This is a genomic window from Teichococcus oryzae (genome assembly GCF_008386565.1).
GTDB lineage: Bacteria > Pseudomonadota > Alphaproteobacteria > Acetobacterales > Acetobacteraceae > Pseudoroseomonas > Pseudoroseomonas oryzae.
Window position 1 is genome coordinate 1 of sequence record NZ_VUKA01000012.1, and the last position, 25,021, is coordinate 25,021.

Genomic DNA, 25,021 nt, shown 5'->3' on the forward strand with positions numbered 1-25,021 from the left:
GAAGCCCTTTCCGGATGCCACTGGCCTGAGGATCAGGTGATGGGCCCCGCCACCTCCCGCCCCGCCTGGTAGACGCGGGCGATGCGGCGCGTGTTGCGGATATTGGCCAGCGGATCGCCCTCCAGCACCACGAGGTCCGCGCGCAGCCCATCCCGCACGCTGCCACGGTCGGCGAGGCCGAGGAGCTGGGCGGAGCGGGCCGTGGCGATGTCGAGGGCCTGGGCGGGGGTGAGGCCGGCCTCCACCATCAGCTCCAACTCCCGGTGCTCGGCGAAGCCCTGGACGCGAAGCGGCGTGCCGCCGGAATCCGTGCCAAAGGCGACCGGAATGCCCGCGTCATGGATGCGCTTCAGGTTCAGCTTGTTGATCCGCACATCGGAGCGGCGCGGGGCGGCGCGGCCGAGTTGCGCCGCGCGCCAGGAAGGGTCTTGCATGCGCGCGATCATCGCCGGGTTCAGTGCGGCGCGGAGAAAGGGGTCCTCGGTGATCGCGGGATCGTCCGCATAGAGGTATTCGGCCTCATCGATCTGGATGGTCGGGATGTACCAGGTGCCGCGCTCGCGCATGAGGGCGAGGAGGCCGCCATCGATCTCCTTGTCGCGGATGCCATGGGCCAGGATGTCCACGCCAGCTTCCACGGCAAGCTGGGCCTGGGAAAGGTCGTGGATATGGGCCGCGACCTTCAGCCCGCGCCCATGCGCGGCCTCCACGGCGGCGCGGGCCATCTCCGGCGTCATCTGGGGCACAGTGTCGCCCAGGCCGTCGATCCAGACCTTGACGAGATCGATGCCCTTGTCGGCGAGGTCGTTGATGCCCTGGCGCATGGCGGCTGGATCGGCGGGGCGGATGACCTGGTCATCGGCGAGGTTCATCGGGCCGGCGGGCGGTGCCCCTTCGGGCATGCCGAGGCCCGGGCCCGCGCCCAGGAACAGCGCACCAGCGAGGCGCCCGGCGCGGCTTTCCGCCCGCAGGGCATGGAAAAGCGGCGCGTTGAGGCCGAGCGAGGCGGCGGCGCCGATGCCGAAGGCCTGATACTGCCGAAGCTGCGCCTCGACATTTTCCCGCGTGTAGTATTGCCGCCCGGAGGTGCCGCCGGCGGTGTGGCCGACATGGGAATGAGCCGCGATCATCGCGGGAATGACGTAGCGGCCGGAAAGATCCACGCGCTGCGCGCCTTCCGGCGCCGCATCGGAGTTGAGGATGCGGAGGATGCCGTTGGCCATCAGCAGGCGGGTGGGGGCTGCCATGGCACGGCCGTCGAAGTAGCGGACATTGTCCAGCAGGATGGGAGCGGCCACCTGGGCGTGAGCCTGAGGCAGGCGCGCAAAGGGGAGGCTGGCAAGGGCGAAGACGAAGCCGCGGCGGGCGAGGCGCATGGATGTTTCCTGGATTGGTTGTTGGGCGGAAGGATGCGCGCCCTCGGCCAGGCCGTCCATCAGCGTTCCGCCTTGTCCCTGATTTTCGGACAATGACTCCGGGATCTGGCTCAGCGACAGGCCGCGCAACAACGGCAGAACCGGCACGCCTCCTCCAGCGTCTGCCGCCGCGGCGACCAAGGGACAACAGGAAGCCTGTGACAGGAACCATCCGGCAAATGGTGAAAGGCAATGTTCCAAAGGGTGTTGTTTGCCATCCGGTCGAGATTCCCCTCCAGTTGAGATGTATACTTCATCTCTGCAATATTCAGGGAAGTCGATTCAATTAATCCCTAGCTCATGGTATCGAGTATTCTGAATTAACTGTCATTCGTTTCACGGGATGTTGCATGGATGCAACTTCATCCAGGGAGCATTCAATATGGAACGGAAGCGAAATGGCTTCCGTGTCGTTGAAGCTGGATCCGTTCAACCGGAACAGGGAGGAAGCCAAAATGGCATTCGTCGTTGGAACCAACAGGAAAGACGATCTCGAAGGCACAAGGAGGGACGACTTCATCTTCGGAAAGGGCGGCGACGACAAGATCGATGCCCGCGCTGGCGATGACTATGTCGAGGGCGGCAAAGGCGACGACAAGATCTTCGGTGGAAAGGGCGACGACAAGCTCTATGGCGACAATGGCCCCGACCGGGGAAAATATTACGATAAAGGAGACCGGCACGACGATCATCATAAAGACAAGGACGACATGGAGGACGATAAGGAAGCCGATCGGGATTACGCGAAGGACAAGAACGACTGGTACCACGGCCACGGAAACGGCAAGTATAAAGACGACGGCGACGACGTGATCTATGGCGGCAAAGGCGATGACAAGATCTACGGCGAGGGTGGTGACGATTACCTGCATGGAGGCAAGGGCCATGACCACATGTATGGTGGTCGTGGCCATGACGGCCTGAACGGGGATAAGGGCGACGATCGCCTTTATGGCGAAGAAGGCCGTGACTGGCTGAAAGGCGGCGACGGCAAGGACAAGCTTTATGGCGGAAAGGGCGATGACGTCCTGGTGGCTGACAAGCACGACAAGGTGCTAGACGGCGGCGACGGCAAGGATGTTGTCAAGCTTGATGGGGATGGCACCTTCGACTACCGCGGCGTGATCAGCAATGTTGAAAACGTCGTTTCTGGCGACAAAGGCAACCAGACCCTTATTCTGGATGAGGAATTCTTTCTCACCCTCGACAGCAACGCCGTCATCGACCTCGGCAGGGGCCATTACGACACCGTCAAGGTTTACTATGATGGCAGCAAGGTGGACATTGATACGACGGGATCTAATCCTGAACTGATTGTTCAGGAGAACAGATATACGGTCGATCTTGTCGGAGTCGAAAAACTGTATTTCGACAATACTTATGATAGCGCGCCTGGCGCATACTATAATCATATCTTGATCGGCTGACCGCAGGGCCTGCCGGTTTTACCTAAGGCAGGGCGATCTTACCGGCAGGAGGGGTTTGGGCGCCTCCCATCAGAGGCGCCCAATGGAGCAGGGGCGGGCCGAGAACGATCTGCTGAAACCTGTCAATGCGGCCATGATAGATTGAGAAACGCAGCTTCGCTGCGCCGGCAGCTTTCCTCCTCCTGCCTGCCAGATGCCCCTGCCATCGCGACAATGCAGCGCGTCAACATTCGATGGCGTTTACCGCCAATCCACCCTCGGACGTTTCCTTGTACTTGGACAGCATGTCATGTCCTGTTTCGCGCATGGTACGAATTACCTGATCCAGGCTCACATGATGCGCGCCGTCACCATGCAGGGCCAGCCTCGCGGCATTGATGGCCTTCACGGCGCCAATGGCATTGCGCTCGATACAGGGAATCTGCACCAATCCGCCGATGGGGTCGCAGGTCAGCCCGAGATTATGCTCCAGCCCGATTTCGGCTGCATTCTCCACCTGCATGTTGTTGCCTCCAAGCGCGGCAGCCAGTCCAGCGGCGGCCATGGCTGAAGCCGAGCCAACTTCCCCTTGGCAGCCGACTTCCGCGCCGGAGATCGACGCGTTGCGCTTGATCAGGGATCCGACCGCCGAGGCCGCCAGGAGAAAGGTTTCAATGCCCTGGTCATCAGAACCCGGAACGAAATTGACGTAGTAATGCAGCACAGCCGGAACAATGCCGGCCGCGCCATTCGTGGGCGCCGTCACCACGCGGCCGCCTGAGGCGTTCTCCTCGTTGACAGCCAGGGCATAGAGATTGACCCAGTCCATGCCGCGCATCGGATCGGCTTCGTTTGTCCGGGCGCGCGCCAGCAGCCGCTCATGCAGCCCAGGCGCGCGCCGCCGCACCTTCAGCCCGCCCGGAAGCTCGCCCCGCTGGTGCAGGCCGCGTTCAACGCAGCTGCGCATGGCGGCCCAAATCCGGGCGATGCCTTCGGTGATCTCACGGTCGCTGCGGATGGCGCGCTCATTCTGGCGCTGCAACTCCGCAATGGTCAGGCCAGCGGCGCTGGCCATGGAGAGCAGATCCGCGGACGTTCCGAACGGATACGGAATCGCGGGCGCGACAAAGCCATTCGCCTCGCCGTCCTCCCCGTCCTCGACAATGAAGCCGCCGCCAATGGAGTAGAAGACCCGGCGAACACAGTCATTGCCTTGTCCCATGGCGGTGAAGGCCATGCCGTTCGCGTGCCGCGGCAGCACCTCCCGCTTGCGGAAGATCACATCGGTTTCGGGATGGAACGGCACTTGGACACCGTGCCGGAGGGTCAGGCAACCCGAGGCGCGCAACCCCTCCAGCAGGACCGGGACAGCATCCGGATCAACAGTATCGGGCTTCTGCCCCAGCAGTCCCAGGGCCAGGGCGGTATCTGTGGCGTGCCCCTTCCCGGTCAGCGCAAGCGAGCCGTAAAGATCCACTGTGATGGACCTGTACTGGAGCGGCGGCAGCTCCGCGATGAAGCGCCCGGCGGCCATCATGGGTCCGACCGTGTGAGAACTGGAGGGGCCGATCCCGATGCGGAAAAGGTCAAACAGCCCTGCCCAGGGGAGCGGGGTCGAAGAAGGCCGGGGATCGGGAAGCTGAGCCATTTCGCTCCACCAAAGCCTCAATGGCCCAGGAACTCAAGCATCATTTGCCGCGCTTGGAGAGCATCGCGCCGACGATCCATCTGCCCAGCACGTTGTTGCAGTGCACAGCGAGGCGGGCCATGAGTATCTGGAGGTTCCCCGACGGTACCGCCCTTGGAGGTCACTGGGATTATCCAGTTCCGGGTCCCTGCCGGACTGATTGCGAGAGTGACCTTGCCGGCTTCGCCGCAAAGCTGATTTCCTGCGGGAGCTTGCCCAGATGCATCATGCCGATGCGCTCAGAGCCGCTTTCCAATGGATGCGCCCGGATGCCGGACGCAGTGATCGCAACCGATTGGGCGGTATCCCGGCGGTGGCCCAGCTGCGGATAAGGAACGGAAGCTCGCCAACTTTCCCGGCAGGCGGCGATATCTCAGGCCGCTCCTGCATCCGAAACGGCCTTGCCTTCCTGCGTTCCGAAAGCCCAAGCTGTTGTGTCGCAACGGGAGGCCGACCGATGGGCAACGACATTGTTGATTATCCCACCCAGGCAGGCGACTACCTGCCCCACATCATCGCCCGCTGCCTGGAGAAGGCGGAACGGGACCAGCGGCCCTACCGCTTCAGCTTAAACGGAGCGACAACGGTGGTTCACCCCGGCCAGTCCGCCAGTGATGTGAATGAGGATGTGCAACGGCAATGGCAATCCGCATTCCGCTCCACCGCGCCGCAAACGGAGACGCCCTCCTGAAGGATTGCCGCCGCTTAGCGGCGGCGGCTCCGCTTGTAGATGCCCCATAGGCCGCGGAGGATGGCAAGGTTGCGGAACAGGCGGAGCATGGAAAAGCCTCCTTGTGGTTATGGCCTCAAGGCCGATCATGGGAGGCCAACATTCCACGGGGCTCATTGTTGCAGCTTGGCCTTGGTCATTTCGGGACACATGGACCGGAATCTGGACGCAGTCGGCTGAATCGCTCGCTCCTCGCGCTGTCCGCGCCACCTCCGGGCTTCCCCGCCGGCTACGCTTGCTCCATGCTCCAATGCGCCCGGAGCGCCGCTGTCGCTTGGCGCAGCGTCAGGTCTGCCGCAGGAACGAAGCGGCCCATGGTCAGGTAACCATGCATCTGGTCCGCCACATGCAGATGCGTGACATGCACGCCCTCGCGATCCAGACGCTGGGCAAAGGCGATGCCTTCGTCCACCAAAGGATCATGTCCTGCTGTGCTGACAAAGGCCGGAGCCGCCCCGGACAAGGTCGGCGCGCATAAGGGGGAGGCGCGCCAGTCATGACGCTGCTCCAGCATGGGCAGGTAATGATCGATGAACCAATGCATGGTCGCGGCCGTGAGGGGATAGCCTTCGGTGAAGCGCCTGTAAGACGATGTGTTCGCCCGCAGGTCGGTGGCCGGATAAAGCAGCATCTGGAAGTCCGATGGGGCACCGTGCCTTTGCGCCCCATCGGGCACAACACGGCTCCGGGCGCGCTGCCCTGGCCACGGTAATGCCGCAGGCGGATCTCGCCCGCCGGCCCGGGGCAGGATAGGTCCTCCACCTCGGCCACCGGGGCGGGGCCGGGTTGCAGCGCAGCGCGCGAGCCGGTGAAGGCAAGGTGCGCCTCCCGCGGCGAAAGGGTTTGCATTGGTGGGCGGCCGGCAGGCTGCCGCCGAGGCGTGCTTCAGTGCGAGAGGGCGGCGGCGCTCCCCGGCCTTCGGGCCTTCACTAGCGGGCAGCCACCTTCGGCGAGGGGGCGGAACGCCCCGGCCGCCGGGGTGGTGCGGGCCAGCTTCAGGTAATCCCAGGGCCCACGTGACTCCTCAGGCTTCTTCACCTCGAAAAGATGGACGTCATGCAACTTGCGCCCGTCGGCACGGATACTGCCGGGACCGAAGGCATCGTCATCGGTGAGCATGCGCTTCATCAGCTCCACTATCTTGCGGTCCGAGGCCTTGGCGCGTTCCAGCCCCACCTCGCCCAAGGCCTTAAGGTAGTGCAGCGCCGCCGAATAGGCGCCCGCCTGGCACTGGTTGGAATAGTTGTCCGGCGCCTTGGGCAGAATGCGCTCCGTGAAGGCGCGGCTGTGGTCGTTGAGGTCCCAGTAGAAGCTCTCGGTCATCAGCAGGCCCTGCGCCGTGTCCAGGCCCAGGGTGTGGATGTCGTTGACGAAGGAGACGACGCCCAGCAGCTTCTGGCCGCCCGCCAGTTCTGGGAGGTGGCGCGGTAGGACAGGCCATCGAGGCTGCCATGGATGGCGCCGCCCAGGATGGTGCGCCGGAATCAACGTCCTGGATTCCAAGTCTGGTCCAGGACCATCACGAAAAGGGAAAGGATACTGGGGTGCCAGGGCACCGGATCATTGAAGGAATCCGGCGCGTCAGCAGCCCGAAGCCGGCAGCCCTGGTGCAAGCCTTGGCCACCGCACATCCCGGGCTATGAGGCGCCGGGCTGGATCAACTGGCGCCATGATGCTGGCGGCCGTGGTGTTGGGGCCAGGATGCCGTTGAGCATCGGAGAGGCTCCGCAAGCCCGCGCATGGTGGAAGCCCCAGGCGTGCAAAGGCCGGCAGCCTTGTCCCCGCCGCCACAGTCACAAACGCAGGCACCTCCCCGGCATCTTTGCCCTGTCAGCGCGGCTTGATCTCGACGGCCAGGACCTCCTCATCGGCCCGTGCCTGGAAGTTCAGCCGCGCTTGCCCAGCATTGACGGAACGCAGCAGCCCGACGCCGATGATCAGGCTTTCATCCACGCTGCGTTGCATCAGCGCGCGCAATTGCTGTGCACGCGAGGCATCGTCCAGTGTCGCGCGGGCACGCTGGATGAGCGCGTCCGTCTCGGGGCTGCCCAGCCCCGTGAAGTTCAGCGTGCCGAGGCCAGGCACCGTGCCGGCGGAATGGAGCTGGGAGCCGAGCAGATAGGAGGTCTCGCCCGTCAGCGAGCCGAAGGCCGTGACAAAGGCGCCATATTCCCGCTTGTTGCGCCGGGTGAGGAAGGTGGCCTGCGGCACGATCTCGACCGTGGTGCGAATGCCGATGCGCGTCCAGGCGGCCGCCATGGCCTGGCAGATGCGCGGCGTCCGGCTTGGCGAGCAGAAAAGGTTCAGGCCGAAGCCCTGCGGGAAGCCCGCTTCCGCCAGCAGCGCGCGGGCGGCGTTGATGTCCTGTCCCGGCACGGGACGGTTGGGCAGGGCGCCGAAGATGAAGGGTGGCGCGGGCTGGTCCGTCGGGTCGGCATAGCCTTCCATGATCTGGCGCGCGATGCCCTCGCGGTTCAGCGCAAGCGACATGGCGCGGCGCACCCGCGCATCCTTCATCGGGTTGCGGCCCTCGGCCTCCACGCCGGGCGGGTTCGGCCGCTCGACATCGAGGTAGAGGTTGGCGGCATAGACGGAAGGGCCGTCGAACAGGGCGAAGCGGCGGTCCTCGCGAATGCGCCCCGCATCCTGCAAGGGCAGGTTGTTGATGAAATCGACATCACCCGCCAGCAGCGCGGCGACGCGCGCGCTGTCCACGGGGATCGGCACGAGACTCGCCGTCTCCCAGGGCACGCTGCCGCCCCACCAATGATCGTTGCGGTTCATTACCAGCGGCTGGTTGGTGGACCAGCTCGCGACCCTGAAGGGGCCGGTGCCGATGGCGGCCGTGCCCGCGTTGAACTCCGCATTGCCTTTTTCCGCGACGGAGCGCGGGACGATGAAGATCTGCGTCAGGTTGGTCGGCAGGATCGGCAACGGCCCGTTGGTGCGGATGCGAAAGGTGAGCTCGTCCACCGGCTCCACCGCCGCAACGCCGGCGAGGTAGATGGTGTAGGGGTTCGGGTTGCCCGGCACATTCGGCACCCGCTGGAACGAGGCGGCGATATCGGCCGAGGTGAGGGGCGCCCCGTCATGGAAGCGCACCCCGGGGCGCAGCCGGAACTCCCAGGTGGTCTCGTCCACCACACGCCAGGATTCGGCGAGGCCCGGGCGGAGCTGCATCTGCGCATCGCGCGTCACCAGCGTCTCGTAGATGTTGCGGAGCGCGCCGGTGTTGGGAAGGTTCAGCAGCCAGTGCGGGTCCAGCGTGCTGGGCGGGGACTGGATGCCGATCCGCAGATTCTGCGCCATCGCCGGGCCGGCCGCCAGCAGGGACAGGCCAAGGGCCAGTCGGGGCAGGAGCTTCATGCCGTCATCTCCTTGTTGGCCCCGGCGCCGCCGGCCGGGGTGCGAAGCCTCGCGGGTCAGTAGAACTGGCCGGGCGGCAGGATATTGCGCATGGCCTCCGGCCGGCCATCGAGCCAGCACAGCAGGTTCTCGCGGAAGATCGCCACGATGCGCGCATTCTCGCGCGAGACGGTGCTGGCCGAATGCGGGCTGATCAGCACATTGGGCATGGCCCAGAGCGGGTCCTCCGGCGGCAGCGGCTCCGGCTCCGTCACATCCAGCGCGGCGAAGCCGACCCGCCCGCTGCCGAGCGCGGCACGGAGCGCATCATGATCCACCGCCGCGCCGCGGCCGATGTTCACGAAGGCGGCGCCCGGCCGCATGGCGGCGAATGCGGCGGCGCCGAACATGCCTTCCGTTTCCGGTGTGTGCGGCACCGTGACGACCACGGCATCCGCCTCCGGCAGCCGCTCCAGCAACTCGGAGGCGGGCGCCACGTGGTCGAACAGCGCGGCATGGGCGCGCTCCCGGTCGGGCCGGCGCGCGAGGGCGACCACCCGCATGTCCATGGCCTTGCCGATGCGGGCGCAGCCGCGCGCCAGATCCCCCGCTCCGATCAGCAGCAGGGTGCGGCCGGCCATGTCCTCCCCGCAATAGCGGACCCAGCGCCGCGCCGCCTGTTCCCGCCGCAGGTGATCCAGGCCGCGCACATGCTGCAGCAGCGCCATGAAGACCCATTCCGCCAGCGGCCCGGCATGGACGCCGCGCGCGGTGGTGACGGTGACGCCGCGCTCTCCCAGCCGCAGCTTCGCCGCCAGCGGGCCGACGCCCGTGCTCGTCGCCTGGATCCAGCGCAGCCGGGGTATTTCGTCCAGCCGCTCGGCCGGCGGGAAGTCCCACAGGATGTCGGCCCGCGCGAGCAGCGCCCGCCAGGCTTTCTCCTGCGCGGCATCGCGTGTGAAGGGAGCGCCTTTGTGGTCGGCGGTGTAGCGGATGGGCGGCAGCAGGTCCGGCTCGTGCAGCACCTCCAGCCGGCCGGGTGCGAGTTCGCGCAGCGCCGCGACATGCTCGGCTTCCAGGGGAGAAGCGATAGCAATGGCTTGCCGCCCGTTCATCCTGCGCTCTCCGCAAGCGAGACGGAACCAGGAACCAGCCTTCCGCGTCTCGGATGCCCCTTGATCACCGGATCGCCATGATCGGGCAGCGCGGCATTGCCATGGCTTGCACCGGGAACCCTCCTCCGCCCTTCAGGGGCGACGAGGGCAGATGGCTCGATCATGGATGGCTCCTTTCCGTCACGGAATCGTTCCGCGCCGGCATGGTCCGGCCATTCGCGCTTTCCGGAAAGAGGCCACGAAGCCAAATCCGTCCATCCCAAAACCGGCACCCGTCATCGCACCCCGGACGACACAAGATGGCGAGGCGTGGATGAGCGGATCACCGATGCCTTGCCCGCGCGTTTCCCCGGCATGCCACGTTGGTCGGAGCGCAGCCCCAGGAGCGATGGCCGCCGCCGCGCGATCCTTGCGCTCGGCATCCTGCTTTGCGTTCTGCTGGCGGTTCTTGGCGCGTTCCTGCTGGGCTGGCTGGACCAGTTTCGCTGAGTTGTTCCACGGGTGAGCCCCGGCATGTTCGGGAACCGGCTGGAACACAGGTGCAACGTCCGAAGGCATCCGGACCACGCTTCCGCCTGCTGAAGGAGGACGTTCGGCTCCGGCACAGGGAGAAGGCGAAGACAACCAGCCATGCTGGCCCAGGCGAAACGCCGCCCGCTGCGATTCCGCTCAGCCGGCGCGCATGCCTGACATGGCTATAGCAGGTCCATCCGCTTCAGCAGCTGCCGGATCTCCTCGCGCCCTGCCTCGTCCAGGGGGGCTTGCGGCGGCAAGGGTGCTCCTACGGGAAATCCCTGGAGTTCGAGCGCGCCCTTGATGCAGGCCGCCAGAGAATACCGGGCGAAGGCCTGGTTCACGGCCCATAATTCCCGCTGCAACGCCATGGCCGCTTCCCACTTCCCGTTCCGGCACAGCTCATAAAGCTTCACGCTCTGCCGCGGCACGATGCAGCCCGGACCCGCCATCCAGCCCACGCCGCCAAGCATCATGACACAGGCGGGAATATGCGCGGATGCGGCGAATACTCCCATGCGGCCCTCCGTCTCGTTGATGATGGAGAGGAGGCGGCCGGTGTTGGTGGAGGCATCCTTGATGTAGCGGATGTTCGGAACGGTTGAGAGGCGCCGGATCACCGGCAGCGACAGGTCCGCGCGCTGGAATTGCGGATTGGTGTAAAGCACCACCGGGCCGTCCGTCGCTTCCGCCACGGCCCGGAAGTAAGCCTCCACACCGGAATCCGGGAGCGGGAAATAGGCTTCCAGGATCGCAAGAACGCCATCGGCCCCCCGGGCCATGACCTCGCGCGCCATGGCCCCGCCATCACGGATGGTGGTGGCCGCCACGCCAGCGATAACCGGCACCCGCCCCCGCGCGGCCTGCACGACGACCTCAACGATCTCCAGCCGCTGCGCCGTGCTCAGGTAAGCAAATTCCCCGGTGCTGCCGAGCGGCGTCAGGCCGTGGACACCGGCATCGATCAGATGCTCCACCAGATCGGCCAGCACACCGCGCATCACGCGTCCATCGCTGTCGACCGGCGACACGAGATAAGGGAAGACGCCCCGCAGCTCCGATGTGTCCGCCATGCCCGTTCTCCCCCTGTTGCGCCGGATACCGCCAAGGCAGGGGCGGTGGTTGAATGCCCTGCCTGACGCCCCGGCCTCAGGCGCCCTGCTGCCGCGACGCGGCGATGGCACGATCCACCATCTCAGGCGCCATGCCGAGATAATTGCCCGGGTCGGTTAGCCGGTCGATGGAAGCGCGGTCCAGGTGGCGCGTCACCTCCGGGCGGCGTGCCAGAGCGTCCGCCAGCGTGCCACCCTGTTCGTTCACCTCGCGGCATACCTCATAGACGAGGTCATGCGCCTCATCGCGCCCGGTGAAAGGCGCCAGCCCCATCATGACGGCTTCGGCGACGATGAGGCCCTTGCTGACGGCAAGGTTCCGCCGCATCCGCTCCTCATCCACGATCAGGCCGCCCAGCGCGAACTTGGCCTGATGCAGCGACCCGGCCGTGAGGACGAAGCTTTCGGGAATGGCCATCCATTCCGCGTGCCAGGGCCCGGTTGCCCGTTCAAGATCATGGATCATGGCGTCCAGCATCAGGCCGGCATGCTGCCGGACCCCCTTGGAAGCGGCCAGCATCAGCTCTGATGAGATCGGGTTGCGCTTCTGCGGCATGGTCGAGGAAGCGCCGCGACCCTTCACGAAGGGCTCATACACCTCGCCGAACTCGGTCGAGGCCATGAGCATGATATCATAGGCGATCTTGCCCAGCGATCCGGTGATCAGGCCGAGGAGGTTTACGGCCTCGGCGAATCCATCGCGGGCAACGTGCCAGGTCGTGGCCGGCACACCGAGGCCGAGTTCCTCGCAGAATGCCTGCTGGACCTCCAACCCCTTGTCGCCGAGCGAGGCGAGCGTGCCCGCGGCGCCCGCGAACTGGCCCACAAGCACCCGTGGCTTGAGCTGCCGCAGGCGTTCGGCATGCCGGTCGAACATGGCCAGCCAGATCGCTGCCTTGTAGCCGAAGGTGACCGGAAGGGCCTGTTGCAGATGCGTGCGCCCGGCCATCGGTGTGTCACGGTGCCTTGCCGCCAGATCGGCCAGAATGCCCCGGAGGGCCCTGATCTCATCCTCCACGATCCGCAGCCCGGCGCGGACCCGCAGCACGTCCGCCGTGTCCATGATGTCCTGGGTGGTCGCCCCCCAGTGGATGTAGCGCCCGGCCTCGCCGCATTGCTTCACCAACTGGTGGACGAGCGGCAGGATCGGATAGCCGACATTGTCGGTTTCCTTTCGCAGCAGCTCAAAATCCAGGGCATCGATGTTGCAGCGGGATGCGATCTGCCCGGCGGCCTCGGCCGGGATGACGCCGCACCGCGCCTCGGCGCGGGCCAGTGCGATCTCCACTTCGATATAGCGGGCGACCAGGCTGCGGTCGGAGAACACCTCCCGCATCTGCGGGGTGCCGAAAGCGTCGCGGAACAGGGCGGAGTCGATAACGGTTGTCACGGAAGCGAATGGTGTCACGGGAGGTCTCTTCAAAGGCCTGGTGGTTTCAAGCAGGCCCGGCAAGGAAAGCCGCGCCGGGGCTGATCATCCTGTTGTCCGCCCGAGGGCTCTACTCGGGCTTCACCCCCGCCTCCGCCATGACACCGCGCCAGCGCTCCATCTCGGCGACAAGAAAGGCGCGGCTGCCGGCGAGGTCGGCCGGAGCCATGGGCACGTTGCCGAGTTCCGCCAGCCTGGCCACGAAGGCGGGATCGGTGAGCGCCTTCCGGCTTTCGTCATGCAGCCTCGCCACGATCGGCTCCGGCGTGCCCGCGGGGGCAAGCAGCATGTTCCAGGTCGACATGCGGAAATTCGCCAGTTCGGGGATGCCGCTTTCCCGCACCGTGGGCAGGTCCGGCAGGAACGGCACCCGCTCGGCCGAGGTGACGGCGAGGGGGCGGACCATGCCGCCGCGGATGCTGCCGAGCGCCGTTGTCGATGTGTCGTTCACCAGGGCAATGGTGCCGGCCAGCAGATCTGCCATGGCGGGCGCCACACCGCGGTAGACGACGTGGTTCATTTGCGCCTTTGTCAGCGCCAGGATCTGCACGGCGGAAACATGCGCCGCCGAGCCGTTCCCTGCCGAGCCATAGTCATAATGATCCGGCCGCGCCCGCACTGCGTCGATCAGGTCCTTGAGGCTCCTGAACGGTGAATCCGCCCCGACCAGGAGAATGACCGGCCCTTCCATCAAGGTCGACACCGGCACGAAGTCGCCCACCGTGTCGTATGGCAGGCGGCGATAAAGCGATGGGTTGATGGAGTGGGACAGGTTGTTGAACAGCAGCGTGTAACCATCCTTGGGCGCTTTCGCGACGGCGTCGGCGCCGATGGTGGAGCCCGCGCCGGTGCGGTTCTCCACGACGACGCGCCCATTCAACTGCTTGCTGAGTTGCTCCGCGAAAACACGGCCGAGGGTATCGGTGGGGCCACCGGCGGCGAAAGGCAGGATCAGGCGGATCGGCCGGTCTGGGTAGCCCGCCGCGGCCTGTGCCCTGGCGGCTGGCGCCTTCAAGGCCGGCGTCACGCAAGCAAGGGAAGCGGACCCGATCAGCCTTCGGCGAGACAGCATGACGACCTCTCCCGTTTTGGTTCGTACTTATTGATTGGTACGGACTTTTATGGATCGGCAATCTTCCTTGTCAACGAGAAATTGGTACGTACCATTGCCGTCATGTCGCTCGCAGCTTCTGCCCCCCCGCGCTACGCCGCCCTTGCCCAGGAACTTGCCGACGAGATCGCGCGCGGCATGCACCCGCCCGGCACGAGGCTACCGACGGAAGTCGAGCTTTCGGCGGCCCGTGGCGTCAGCCGCGCCACTGTCCGTTCGGCATTGCTGCGGCTGGAGGAACTGGGGCTCGTGTCGCGCCGGCGGCGGTCCGGCACGCATGTGACGGCGGCGGTGCCGCGGCGGCCGGGAACCTATGCCCAATCCCTCACCGGGATCGATGACCTTCTGCAATATGCGGCGGAAACGGAGCGGCGCATCCTACAGGTCAGCCCGGTTGTCGCCGATGATGCCCTTGCCCCTCGCCTTTCGGTCCGACCGGGCAGCCGCTGGGTCCATGTGTCCAGTGTCCGCGTTCCTCCGGCCGGCACCCGGCTGCCTCTCTGCTGGACAGACAGCTACGCCGATGCGGGCGCCGCGCCACGCGACCTCGGGCAACGACTGAGCGACGGTTCCTTCAGGGGCCTGATCGCGACGCTGCTGGCGGAAAGCACGGGGCGCCCCATCGACGAGGTCACACAGGAGATCCGGGCCGCCGGTATTCCGGAGGGCTTGGTGGCGCGGACGCTTCTGGCGGAACCCGGGGACCACGCCCTGGAGATCACCCGCCGCTATGTCGACCCTGCCGGCCAGCCTCTCGCGGTGACGATCAGCCTGCATCCGGCGGAGCGGTTTTCCTACGCCACCCGGCTCAGGCGCCTGCCCCTGGCCGGAGACGCATCCTCCAGGCGTTGACGCTGATTGCATCTTCGCAGCCCGGCCGCCAGGCGGTCCTGGTGATGGAGGTGAAGGACCGAAGCCCAGGCGCAGCCGAAGCCAGGAATGGCCCGTTGCTCACCAGGCGGGATTGCCGCGCCAGGAAATCTGCGCCAAACCGCCGATGGCGCGCGGGCGATCCACCCTGGCATGAAGGTTCTGATGATCGCCGGCCATGATGCGGGCACAGTGCCCGGCCAGGGCCGTTCATGATCACGGCGCTGATTCAGCGGATCAGGCGAAAGCTAAGGAGAACACCATGGCCGAAATTGTTTTTCCGGATGACGACCCCTTTCACGGGGAGCTCAGGGCCTTCGCCAATCGCGATGGCTTCGTGGTGATCGAGATGAAAGAAGAAGGAGATGCGCCTTTCCTTGTTCTGAGCGCGTTGGAAGCCGCCCGATTGATGACGGCAATGCGCGCGGCAATCGCGGGGATTGATACCGATGTTCAAAAAGCGCTGCCACCTGAGGAGTAACCCATGAACAGGCGCTGGCGTCTGGCCTGACGCTGGTGGAAAGGCCGGCGTGGCAGATCAAGGAAAGCGGCTGAAGGCAGGGGCCGATGGTTCCGGTGATGCCGGACATTCGGGGCATCGGGAGACGGCTGGCCGCCATGCATGGTCACCAGCGGCAGGCAAGGTGCCGAAGGCCGAAACGACCGGTGCTTCTCCAGCATGCACCGGTCGTCCTTTCTCAGATAGAAGCCTTGTTCTGACGGAGGGTCACTCCGCGGCCTGCCTGTAATGTTCTTCCGTCCGATGCTGCTGGACCTGTTCCTTCTGCGGGCGCAGGGCTTCCTCGGTGGTGCGCTGAACGGCGCGCATCAGGGTCGCCGTGCCCTGGGTCAGCAGATCCACATGGTCCCGGATGAAGCGCTGTTGCAGCGCGATCAGCCCGGCAGGGTCAGCCGCGCGGAGCGATGCCTGAGCTGTGCGAAGATTGATCTGCGCCGCCCCTTCAACCAGGCCGGTGACACCCTGTTGCACATCGCGCAGGGTCCTTCCGGCAATCGTGGGCAGCATGAGGAACCGGTGCGTATCGCCCTTCGTGTCGCAGGCCATCTGGGCCGCCTGGCGCCTCATCTCCTCAAAAACCCTGAATGAATCCTGGGCGATCTGGAACTGGGTGGCGATCGCCACCTCCGCGCTGCGACGCAGGCTCTCATTCGTCGCTTCCCCGGCGCGGCGAATCATCTCCAGCCCTGCCTGGACGCCCGGGAGGATCTGGGCCTCATTGTTCCCCGCGCCGTGCTGCGTGATCTGGGGCTGTTTCTGATCTTGCTTGTTGATGTCGGGCATTAGTTTCCTATCTCCAGCTGTAAGTCACGGCGGCGGGTTCCTGCGGTTCTCCATGAAACCGTATGGGTCTGCCTGCGGTGTTCTGCCGAGGGACCGGACCCCTCGTCCAAAGCTCCCGTCCCGCCTGGGGCCGGGCTGTTGCCTCTGGAAGCGCTTGGGCGAAATGGCCTTCGGGAAGCAGGGCGCTCAGGCTTCGGCCGACCCGATCCGAGTGCAAGACATGGCTTTGCGTTCGGCCGCTTCCATTGCCTCGCCCAAGCTTTCGGCAGTTCCCGACGCGGTGAGGGCAAACAGGTCGCTGTCACGGGATACCCTGTCCAGCAACATGAAACGTGCGAAGCTGTCGGCTTCGGTCGGGCCACGCACAATCAACCGAAGGCCATCGAGCTCTGCCGCCAGGAGGCCATTCGGCTGGGTCCACCAGTTTGTCGCTTCATGCACCCGTCTTCCTCCCCTTGCTCAGCAGAAACGTGATCGTCGCGATACCGCAGAAAAATCGTTGCGGCATCGAGACCGGTTACACTTAGCTTTGTGCAAGCTGACGGGCATCTCGTAAAACTACGTATGTCGTGGAAGTACGTATGCGGCGCCACAGCCGCCATTGCCTGGAAGGAGACTGCCTGCTCGGACCTTCCGGATGTGTGTCGCCTGCCTCCTTGTCAGCGGTCGGAGGCGGGGGGGGGTTAAACCGGCGCATCAGGCATCTACATCCACAATCGGATAGGCAGCCGGCCGCGCCGGGCTGGCATCGGGAAGCGGGTGTGCAGGAATGCTCTCCAGGGCGGGCGCACACGGCCGATCGCGTGACGGCGGCGCAGGGCCATGCGTCGGCGGCGGCTCCGGGTCGCGCCTCGCGGCGCTGCGTGCGACCGGGTTGCTCGACTCTCCTGCGGAGGAACGGTTCGACAGGCTGACCCGCCTGGCACGGCGCCTCGTACGGGCACCGATTGCCCTGGTCACGCTTCTGGATGACGATCGGCAGTTCTTTCTCAGCGCGCAGGGCTTGCCCGAGCCGTTGGCTCATCTGCGCGAAACCCCGCTCCATTCTTCATTCTGCCGCAGGGTCGTGGAAACCGGGCTGCCGCTGGTCGTCGCGGATGCGCGCGCGGATCCCTGTCTGCGGGGCAACCCCGCCATAACGGATCTGGGCGTCGTGGCCTATCTGGCGATGCCCCTTGTGCTTCCAAACAACTGCGTGGCCGGTGCCCTGTGCGTGATCGACGGGGCGCCCCGCCAGTGGACCGACGAAGACCAGCATGCCCTGGCCGACCTCGCCGGCGCGGTCATGACCGAGCTGGCGGCGGGATTGCGGATGCGTGAGCTCGATGCCGCGAATGCCGCGCTTTGCGAGAGCGATGCGCGTCACCGCGCCCTTTTCGAGGTTTCGCCGCAGGTGGTGTGGTTCGCCGATGCGCGTGGGCGCGTCACATACGTCAACCAGCACTACACCGCCCTGGCCGGCCTTCCGCCTGAGCAAGCGCTTGGGGAAGGCTGGCTGGCCTCCTTGCACCCCGAGGACCGGGAGCGTGTCCGGACCGCGTGGTTCGATGCTGTGAATCGCGGAAAAACATACGAGGTCGAGCTCCGCATCCGCCGCCACCCGGATGGAAGCCATCGCTGGCACCTTTGCCGTGGCGCACCCGTGCGCGACGCGGCTGGACGCATCGAACGCTGGATCGGGATCGCGATCGACATCGATGACCGGAGGGGGGCCGAGCAGGCCCTGCGCGGCCTGATCGAGGCGCTGGGTGTCGCCGTCTACACCACGGATGCCGGCGGACGCCTCACTTTCTACAACGAAGCCGCCGCTGACCTTTGGGGATGGTATCCGCCACTGGGGGAGATGCTTTGGGGCGGTGCCCTGCAACTCCATGCAGCGGATGGCGCATCCATCGGGCATGAGGAATGCCCCATGGGGGTAGCGCTACGGGAAAACAGGCCCGTGCATGGCGAGGAAGTCGTCGCCAGGCGGCCAGACGGCACGCGCGTCACGTTCATGGCCTATCCGACGCCGCTGCGTGACGGGACAGGGGGGCTTGCCGGTGGGGTGAATGTGCTGGTGGACATCACCAAGCGCAAGGCGGTGGAGGCGGCGCTGGCCGAAAGCGAGGCGCGGCTGCAATTGGCGCTGCAGGCAGGGCGGCTGGCGTTCTGGGAACTGGACGTGGCAACCGGCCTGATCGTGCGCGGGCCCTCGCACGACATGATCTTCGGCTACGTCACCCCTTTGTCGCAGTGGAGCTTGGGCGCCTTTCTCCGGCATGTTGTTCCCGAGGATCGCGCCAGGGCGCAGAGGATCTATGAGGAACTGCTTGAAAGCCGCACTAGTGCGGTTCTTGAGTGCCGCATCCGGCGCGCGGATGACGGCGAGGTGCGCTGGGTCGAGGTGCACGGCCAACCGCATCTGGGATCGGAGGGGAGGGTGGTCCGCCTGTTGGGCGTCGTGCGAGACGTGACCGAGCGCAAGATGACCGAGGCGAGATTGCGCGACAAGGCAGCGCGGCTCCGGGAGTTGCAGGCGGAGTTGCTGCATGTCTCGCGTCTCAGCGCGGCCGGAGAAATGGCATCCGCGCTGGCGCATGAACTGAACCAGCCCTTGACCGCGACCGTGAGTGCCGTGAAGGCAGCGCGGCGCATGCTGGCCGCTTCGCCCGATCAGCTGGCCGCACAGGCGGATATCCGTGACGCCATTGACCTCGCGGCGGAGCAGGCCTTGCGGGCCGGGCAGATCATCCGGCGGCTGCGGGATTTCGTCGGCAGAGAGGGGGAAGGCGACAGGCGGCTGGAGGATCTTGCGAAGCTGGCCGAGGAAGCGGGCGTGCTGGCGCTGGTGGATGCGAGGGAGCATGGCATCCACGTCGCCTTTCACTTCGGCGCGCGGCTTCCCCCTGTTCTTGTTGACGGCATCCAGATCCAGCAGGTGCTGGTCAACCTGATGCGCAACGCACTGGAGGCGATGGCGCCTGCTGCTCCAGGGGAGGTTGCCGCGTCGCCGCGGCGGGAACTCGTGGTCACCGCGGCCGCGGCCAGTGGCGAGATGGTGGAGGTGGCCATCGCCGACACCGGACCGGGCGTTCCGCCGGAACATGCCGGCCGCCTCTTTGACCCGTTTGTTTCCAGCAAGCCGGGCGGCATGGGCCTTGGGCTGTCGATCTGCCGTTCCATCATCGAAGGCCATGGTGGACGCCTTTGGACGGAGCCGAACCCGGGCGGGGGCGCCGTGTTCCGCTTCACCTTGCCGGCAGCGCCATCGGTACCCCCGGAAGCCGGCGGCCCATGATGGAGAAAGGGAACATGGCCGTTGAACAGCACCTCCGGCGGAGAGTGCATGTGATCGATGACGACGACGCCGTCCGTCGGGCTGTGGCCATGCTGTTGCGTTCGGCGGGCATGGACGCCGAAACCTACCCGTCCGGCGCCGCCTTCCTGGACGCGCTGCCTGTCTCCGGCTGCGCTGACACAGGCTGCATCCTCACGGATGTCAGGATGCCGGGCCTGGATGGGCTTGAGCTGCTGCGGCGTCTCAAGGCGCTTGGCGTTCAGGCGCCCGTCGTGATCATGACGGCGCATGGCGATATCGCGACGGCGGTGCAGGCCATGAAGGCCGGCGCGGCCGACTTCGTCGAGAAGCCTTTCGATGACAGCGCCCTGCTCGATACGATCGAGGCAGCATGCGGCAGAAGCGAGCTGCCTGGTGCGGCAGGCGCGGCGTCGGAAAGCGCATCCAGGATCGCGGAGCTTTCCGCCCGCGAGCGCGAGGTCCTGGAACTTCTGATGACGGGCAAGCAGAACAAGGAAGTCGCGCGGAAGCTTGGCCTCAGCCCGCGCACGATTGAGCTCCACCGCGCCCGGATGCTGGCGAAGCTCGGCGTCGGCAGCCTCGCCGAGGCGGTGCGCCTCGCGGTCCAGGCTGGCCTGGGCTCACCCGCCGAGGACCGGACGCCGGAGGCGGGCTGAAATTGCCCTGGCTGCCGTGATGATCCGCCCGGACCATGTCCAGGCGCAGCCCCGGGGGCGCTCCTGGACTCAGCCGAGCCAGCGGCCGAGCAAACCTAGGGGCTTCTTCGCCGCGGCCCCCGGACGGCGCGCGCTGATGGCATGCGCCGCAGGAAAATCCAGGCCTGACAAGGTGACGTGATCGAAGCCCGCCATCATCACCTGGCACCAGGCATCAGCGCCATATTCGGTTTGAACAAGAAAATCGTCACCGCTCTGGCTGGGATCGCCATGGTGGCTGGGCGGCAAGCCGTCTCGCCGCCGTGTCATCCGGCCAATGATGATCGGCACGGTGAATGCCATCACGCCACCTGGCCGCAACACGCGGCGGCATTCGCGCAGGCCGGCCACCGGATCGGGCACGTGCTCCAGCGTGTCGGAATGCAGCACGGCGTCAAAGCTGTCCGCCGGGAAGCTCAGCGCCTGCATGTCTTCCTCCGGGTAGCTGGCCAGGCGGTAACCCGGCAGTTTCGCCAGCATCGGCCCGAGCCCGGCCGCGCCGTTCAGGTCGAGCACGTCCAGCGCGCGGGCGCGGCGGCTGGCCACGAAATCCCGCAGCACATCGCCCCCTTCCCAGGCCGCGAGCAGCGCGCGCGCCAGCACCATGGTGCGCAGGTTGCCGCCGCAGGACAGGCAGGTGAAGCCCTGCTGCCGGTTGATGTAGGCGGCCTCCTCCGTGGAAAGGCCCCATTCCTCGATCAGCGCCGGCCAAAGGACCTCGCGATCCTCGAATGCGTCACCGCCGCAGATGCAACACTGCTTCATTGCGTCACCAATTGGTTCCTGGCACGCGCAGGCCGCCGATGCCATGGCCGGTGCGGCGTATGACGAAGGGCATCAGGCGCTCCAGCGCGTGCAGGATCGTGCCGTCATACGGGACCGGCTCCTCGGGGTAGTCGTCCCAGCCGAGCCCCAGGTCAAGCAGCGGCCGCAGCGCGGCCGGGCGGGCCCAGAACATGGTGCCGATGGGGAAATCGAAAAAATCATCCAGGGGCAAGGGAATATCCATGCGCCGTGCCAGATCCTCGGCAAAGTCGCGATTCTTATCCCAGCCCACCAGATGCGGGTCCTCCGCCATCAGCAGCCCCAGACCGGAGTCCTGCACAAAGGCCGCGGCGGCGAGATCCAGCATGGGGTGTTGACCGCCGATCAGGTTCTCCCACAGGAAGTTGCGCCAGGCATCGCCGATGCCGCCGCCCACGACCAGCGTCTTCTTGCCGTGCACATGGCCGAAAACATCATAGCCGCCGGAAGCGAGCTCCTGCCGCAGCATGGTCAGGAAGGGGCCGATGTCGCGGCCGCGATTGGGCACGATGCGGATGTCCACCGCGCCGCGATGCTGGCGGAAGGCGCGGCGCAGGATCTCCGCATTCTCCTCAGTCCCGGTGGTGAGGAAAAGATCGCAGGCGCTGCGGTTGCAGGAAAGCCGCCAAGCCAGGTCCGGCGCCACATCGACATAATGGAAGTGGCTGTGCAGGGCGATGCGCAGCGGTGAGGCGCCCTCACTGCCCGGCAAGGGCCGCAGGGGCGAATAAACCGGGTGCGACCAGCGTCCTGCGGGCCTGCCCCGCTCCAGCCAATGCGCCACGGGGTCGCGCGTGGCCGGGCGCATCACCTCCGGATGGGCCTGGGCATAGGCCTGCGGGTGAAAGCCGGCGCAGGGCCGGCGCAAGGGGGAGGTGACATGCGGCTCGTCCACCACGTTCCACAGCGACCATTGCCGCATGGCGTAGAGGGCCAGTTCCGTGTTGTCGAGTTCCGGGGCGCCGGGCGGCTGCACCAGATCGGGATCGATGATGGCGGCCTCGATCAGCCGGTCCCGGTCGGCGGCGTGGCGCGGGTCGGCGGCATCCCGCCCGCGCGCATCGATGGCGGCGACATAGCGGGCCATGTCGAAAGTTTCGCGTCCGACGCGCGCCACCTCGCACCGCAGCCGCGGCAGATCCTCCCGGTTCCGCGCCAGCTCGCCAAGCACGGAGGCGGCGGCATGCACGTCGAGATAGGGAACAACGAGATGCCGCGTCGCCGGATCGGCGGCCAGCACCTCACCGGTGCCACAGGCGGATTCGAAGCAAAGCGTCGGGATGCCGCGGGTGACGGCGTCAATGCCGACATTGGGCTGGGGGTCGAGGCGCGAGCACATGAAGAAGGCATCGGCGGCCGCGTAGGCGGGCTCCAGATCGGCCACAGGCTCGATCATGACCACGCTCCCTTCCAGCCGGGAGCGGGCCATCTGGTCGGCCAGAAAGGTGCAGAAGCCGGTGTCGCCCAGGGCCTGGAAGTTGCCGCCGATCCAGACAAAGCGGAAGCGCAGTTCCGGATGCATGCGCCGCAGCGTGGCGGCGGTGCTGACGAACAGGTCCACGCCCTTGCGGATCTCCACCGTGCCGACGCCGAGAACCACGAAGGCGTCCTCCTCGCCCTCGGGTCGCATGATGGCGCGCAGCCGGTCCGCGGCCTCCCGCGCCTCCTCCGGGGAGGCCGATATGTCCGGCCTGGAGGGCAGCTCGGCCTGGCCCTGCGGAATGACCGAAATGCCGCTGCGATGGTCGAGGATGTAGAAATTGTCGTAGGAGGATTGCGCGACGATCCGTGCCGGAAAGATCACCTCCGGCGCCCAGTGATAGATGTCGGCCATCTTCAGATGGGCCTGGCCGGTGTAGATCATGAACTCGTGCACCAGCGACACGGAGGGCACGCCGAACCGGGCCAGGGCCGGCACCATCAGATGCGTCTCGATGCTGTTGGTGACGGCGTAGAGCGGCCGGTATTCGCGCACCAGCCGCTCCGCCATGCGGCGCGCCTGTGCCGGCTCCCACTCGCTGCGCTGCATGGGGCCAACCTGCACCGCCGCCGCGGCGGCGAAATCCGCCTCCAGCGGCCCCGAATGCATCATCACCGACACCACCTGGTAGTCCCGGGCGAGATGGCGGACGATGTTCCAGCCGAGCACCGGCGCCCCGGTGCGCGAGGCCTCGTGCGAAACCACCAGCACGACGGGCCGCGTGTCTCCGGCCGGCAGGGGCGGGAACTCCAGCCGGTCCGCCGCGGCGAGGCAGCGGCGCCCCTCATGCCGGCCATGGAACCAGTAATGCTGCAGCGGCGCCATCCCGGCGGCGATGAGGTCCGGATAGCATTCGCCATAGAAGGCCGGATCGAACCCGGTGGAGGGGCGCAACCCCAGCCGTTCGCCGATCAGGACATAGTGCAGCGCCGGGTCGAGCCCGACCGGGATCAGGCGCGCGTAATGGTCGGCGTCGAAAAGCGGGATGCTGCGGAGCTGGAAGGCCTGCGCCTCGGCCTCGGGCGCATTGGTCGGCAGCCGGGCGCCACCCAGCGCGCAAAGATCGGCCCAGCTCAGCGCCGGCGGCCCGTCATAGCCGCAGGACGCGTAGAAGGGCTGCAGGAAGCTGCCGGAGAAGCTGTCATTCGGTTCCAGGCCATGCTTCCAGCCATGCTGCAGGTAATGCAGCGCCGCGTCCTCTTCCGCAGGCAGTTCCACCAGCCGGCGGTAGAACGCCTCATCGAAGATACCGGAGGCACGCAGGAAATCAGCGGTTCCGGACGAGATCTCGCCCGCGGGCATCAATTCGCTGATCAGGTTCACTGGCGGCCGCCTCCGAGCAACCGCTCGCGCACGAAGCGTTTCGCGGCCTTCGGGGTGATGCGCGACATGATGTGGATCTGGAAGCGGTGCAGGATGGTGATCAGCCTTGCGCGCAGCCCTTCGTAACGCTGCCGCCACTCGGCGGCCTCGGTTTCCGCCACCAGGGCGCGCTGGCGCCATTCCTCCACCTCGCCCTCGGCTGCCAGCGCACGCTGGCGCCACTCGTCCGGGGCACCTGGGCGGCGCTGCCGCAGTGCCTGGCGCAGCAGGTTCCGCTGCTGGCGCAGGCCATCAAGCTCCGCCTGCAGCGAGGCGACGCGACCGGCCGCGACGGAAAGCGCCGCAACGCGCTCCTCCTGTGCCGCGCGTTCTTCCTCAAGAACGGCCAGGCGCTGCGCCATTCCCGCACGCGCGGCGGCTTCCTCCTCCCGCACGCGTTGCAGCCCGGCGCGGCTTTCCTCCAGCGCTCGCTGCAGCTCCTGCAGCCGGGCCTCCGCCCCCTGGGCGTTACGCTCATAGGTTTCGGCTTGTTCCGCGTATTTGCGGCACTGATGTTCCAGTTCCTGATGCGCGGCCGCATGCCGGTGCAACTCGCTCCGCAGCGCCGGAAGGTTGGTCAGCTCCTGGATCTGATCCGTTTCGATGAACAGCGAATGGCTGGCCGGCGGCAGGGCCGCGTTTGAAGCCAGGGCGAGCAGGTAGGGCGGGCGCGGCAGGCCGTGGCTGGCCTCATAATGCTGCGGCCCGCGCTTCTCGAAGGTCAGCGTGCCGGCCAGATCCTCCCCGTCATCGGCGACCAGCGCGGAGCCCAGCATCGGGCGCTGCGACATGATCTGGATATGGCCGAAATGCCGGCGCAGCAACCGCTCGAACTCCGGCCGCGACAGCTCGTTGACATGGTAGGGATTGGCCGTGCTGCCAGGCGGCGAATAAACATCCCGCTCCGGCGAGGAAAGCAGCAACAGCCCACCCGGCCGCAGCACCCGCCGCACTTCCTCGAGGAAGCGGTCATGCTCGAAGAAATGTTCCAGCGTCTCAAAGGAAACCACCATGTCGACGCTCTGGTCGGGCAGCGGGATGCTGCGTGCATCGCCATGCTCGTAGCGCAGATTGCTCCGCGCATAGACCTGCGCCGCATGCGACACCGCTTCCGCCGAAACATCGACGCCGAGGACCGAGCGCGCCGCCTGCGCCATCAGCGCCGAGCCGTAGCCCTCGCCGCAGGCGATGTCGAGCACGTCCCGGCCGCGGCACAGCGTCCGCGCAAGGAAATAGCGGTGCAGATGCTCGATCTCGACCTGCCCCCCTGCCGCCGTGGTCAGCCTTTCGCCGGTCCATTCCAGCGGCGTTTCGGGCACGGTACGCTCAAAGATTTCACCCAC

The 25,021-nt window shown here is 66.4% G+C and carries 21 protein-coding genes; 7 read left to right on the plus strand and 14 right to left on the minus strand.

Translation table 11 applies throughout. The features are described from left to right. Positions 1–32: 32 nt before the first annotated feature. Positions 33–1,376: an amidohydrolase family protein gene (locus F0Q34_RS16860; protein WP_161600920.1), complete on the minus strand. Its 1,344-nt coding sequence runs from the start codon at positions 1,374–1,376 to the stop codon at positions 33–35. A gap of 494 nt (positions 1,377–1,870) precedes the next feature. Between F0Q34_RS16860 and F0Q34_RS16865 the strand changes: the two genes are divergently transcribed. Further along, the gene (locus tag F0Q34_RS16865) at positions 1,871–2,842 is read left to right on the plus strand and encodes a calcium-binding protein (protein WP_161600921.1); all 972 of its coding nucleotides are present in this window, start codon (positions 1,871–1,873) and stop codon (positions 2,840–2,842) included. A 223-nt stretch (positions 2,843–3,065) separates the two neighbouring features. On the opposite strand, the gene F0Q34_RS16870 is transcribed toward F0Q34_RS16865, so the two are convergent. Beyond that, positions 3,066–4,469 carry an L-serine ammonia-lyase gene (locus F0Q34_RS16870; protein ID WP_149813422.1) on the minus strand — a complete coding sequence of 468 codons (1,404 nt, stop codon included), beginning with the start codon at positions 4,467–4,469 and terminating at the stop codon, positions 3,066–3,068. 259 nt (positions 4,470–4,728) lie between these two features. Here F0Q34_RS16870 and F0Q34_RS21860 point away from each other — a divergent pair, with 259 nt between their 5' ends. Next, a complete protein-coding gene (locus F0Q34_RS21860) occupies positions 4,729–5,199 on the plus strand; it encodes a hypothetical protein (RefSeq protein WP_161600922.1) in 471 nt (156 codons plus the stop codon). Positions 5,200–5,467: 268 nt separating this feature from the next. On the opposite strand, the gene F0Q34_RS22185 is transcribed toward F0Q34_RS21860, so the two are convergent. The 4 genes from F0Q34_RS22185 to F0Q34_RS16895 form a co-directional block, all read right to left on the minus strand. Continuing rightward, positions 5,468–5,914 (minus strand): alpha/beta hydrolase fold domain-containing protein, encoded by a 447-nt coding sequence (locus F0Q34_RS22185; protein ID WP_277755295.1) that lies wholly within the window; start codon positions 5,912–5,914, stop codon positions 5,468–5,470. Positions 5,915–6,123: 209 nt separating this feature from the next. Further along, positions 6,124–6,726, minus strand: coding sequence for an ABC transporter substrate-binding protein (locus F0Q34_RS16885; protein ID WP_241665545.1), 603 nt, complete (start codon positions 6,724–6,726; stop codon positions 6,124–6,126). A 342-nt stretch (positions 6,727–7,068) separates the two neighbouring features. After that, entirely contained in the window at positions 7,069–8,604 is a 1,536-nt protein-coding gene (locus tag F0Q34_RS16890; protein WP_149813425.1) for an ABC transporter substrate-binding protein, read from the minus strand. A 56-nt stretch (positions 8,605–8,660) separates the two neighbouring features. Next, entirely contained in the window at positions 8,661–9,698 is a 1,038-nt protein-coding gene (locus F0Q34_RS16895) for a D-2-hydroxyacid dehydrogenase (protein ID WP_149813426.1), read from the minus strand. Between the two features lie 309 nt (positions 9,699–10,007). Here F0Q34_RS16895 and F0Q34_RS16900 point away from each other — a divergent pair, with 309 nt between their 5' ends. Next, a complete protein-coding gene (locus F0Q34_RS16900) occupies positions 10,008–10,187 on the plus strand; it encodes a hypothetical protein (RefSeq protein WP_149813427.1) in 180 nt (59 codons plus the stop codon). A gap of 206 nt (positions 10,188–10,393) precedes the next feature. Here F0Q34_RS16900 and F0Q34_RS16905 read toward each other — a convergent pair whose 3' ends face one another. The 3 genes from F0Q34_RS16905 to F0Q34_RS16915 form a co-directional block, all read right to left on the minus strand. After that, a complete protein-coding gene (locus F0Q34_RS16905) occupies positions 10,394–11,284 on the minus strand; it encodes a dihydrodipicolinate synthase family protein (protein ID WP_149813428.1) in 891 nt (296 codons plus the stop codon). Between the two features lie 76 nt (positions 11,285–11,360). Further along, a complete protein-coding gene (gene pcaB, locus F0Q34_RS16910) occupies positions 11,361–12,731 on the minus strand; it encodes a 3-carboxy-cis,cis-muconate cycloisomerase (protein WP_149813429.1) in 1,371 nt (456 codons plus the stop codon). 91 nt (positions 12,732–12,822) lie between these two features. Next, entirely contained in the window at positions 12,823–13,824 is a 1,002-nt protein-coding gene (locus F0Q34_RS16915) for a Bug family tripartite tricarboxylate transporter substrate binding protein (protein WP_149813430.1), read from the minus strand. A 102-nt stretch (positions 13,825–13,926) separates the two neighbouring features. Between F0Q34_RS16915 and F0Q34_RS16920 the strand changes: the two genes are divergently transcribed. Next, a complete protein-coding gene (locus F0Q34_RS16920; protein WP_149813431.1) occupies positions 13,927–14,715 on the plus strand; it encodes a GntR family transcriptional regulator in 789 nt (262 codons plus the stop codon). 280 nt (positions 14,716–14,995) lie between these two features. Next, entirely contained in the window at positions 14,996–15,214 is a 219-nt protein-coding gene (locus F0Q34_RS16925; protein ID WP_149813432.1) for a hypothetical protein, read from the plus strand. A gap of 246 nt (positions 15,215–15,460) precedes the next feature. Here F0Q34_RS16925 and F0Q34_RS16930 read toward each other — a convergent pair whose 3' ends face one another. Together F0Q34_RS16930 and F0Q34_RS16935 are read right to left on the minus strand one after the other, a co-directional pair. After that, complete coding sequence (locus F0Q34_RS16930) at positions 15,461–16,036, minus strand: phasin family protein (protein ID WP_149813433.1); 576 nt, start codon at positions 16,034–16,036, stop codon at positions 15,461–15,463. 186 nt (positions 16,037–16,222) lie between these two features. Further along, the gene (locus F0Q34_RS16935; protein WP_149813434.1) at positions 16,223–16,477 is read right to left on the minus strand and encodes a hypothetical protein; all 255 of its coding nucleotides are present in this window, start codon (positions 16,475–16,477) and stop codon (positions 16,223–16,225) included. A 433-nt stretch (positions 16,478–16,910) separates the two neighbouring features. On the opposite strand from F0Q34_RS16935, the gene F0Q34_RS16940 reads away from it, so the two are divergent. Continuing rightward, positions 16,911–19,316 carry a PAS domain S-box protein gene (locus F0Q34_RS16940; protein ID WP_161600923.1) on the plus strand — a complete coding sequence of 802 codons (2,406 nt, stop codon included), beginning with the start codon at positions 16,911–16,913 and terminating at the stop codon, positions 19,314–19,316. Between the two features lie 50 nt (positions 19,317–19,366). Beyond that, positions 19,367–19,993 (plus strand): response regulator transcription factor, encoded by a 627-nt coding sequence (locus F0Q34_RS16945; protein ID WP_241665546.1) that lies wholly within the window; start codon positions 19,367–19,369, stop codon positions 19,991–19,993. 69 nt (positions 19,994–20,062) lie between these two features. On the opposite strand, the gene F0Q34_RS16950 is transcribed toward F0Q34_RS16945, so the two are convergent. From F0Q34_RS16950 to F0Q34_RS22085, 3 genes are read right to left on the minus strand one after another with little or no spacing between them, the layout of a single operon-like run. Further along, a complete protein-coding gene (locus F0Q34_RS16950; protein WP_206668067.1) occupies positions 20,063–20,797 on the minus strand; it encodes a class I SAM-dependent methyltransferase in 735 nt (244 codons plus the stop codon). Between the two features lie 4 nt (positions 20,798–20,801). Further along, positions 20,802–23,639: a rhamnan synthesis F family protein gene (locus tag F0Q34_RS16955; RefSeq protein ID WP_149813437.1), complete on the minus strand. Its 2,838-nt coding sequence runs from the start codon at positions 23,637–23,639 to the stop codon at positions 20,802–20,804. Continuing rightward, positions 23,636–25,021 (minus strand): class I SAM-dependent methyltransferase, encoded by a 1,386-nt coding sequence (locus tag F0Q34_RS22085; protein WP_149813438.1) that lies wholly within the window; start codon positions 25,019–25,021, stop codon positions 23,636–23,638. The genes F0Q34_RS16955 and F0Q34_RS22085 overlap by 4 nt, the downstream gene beginning before the upstream one ends.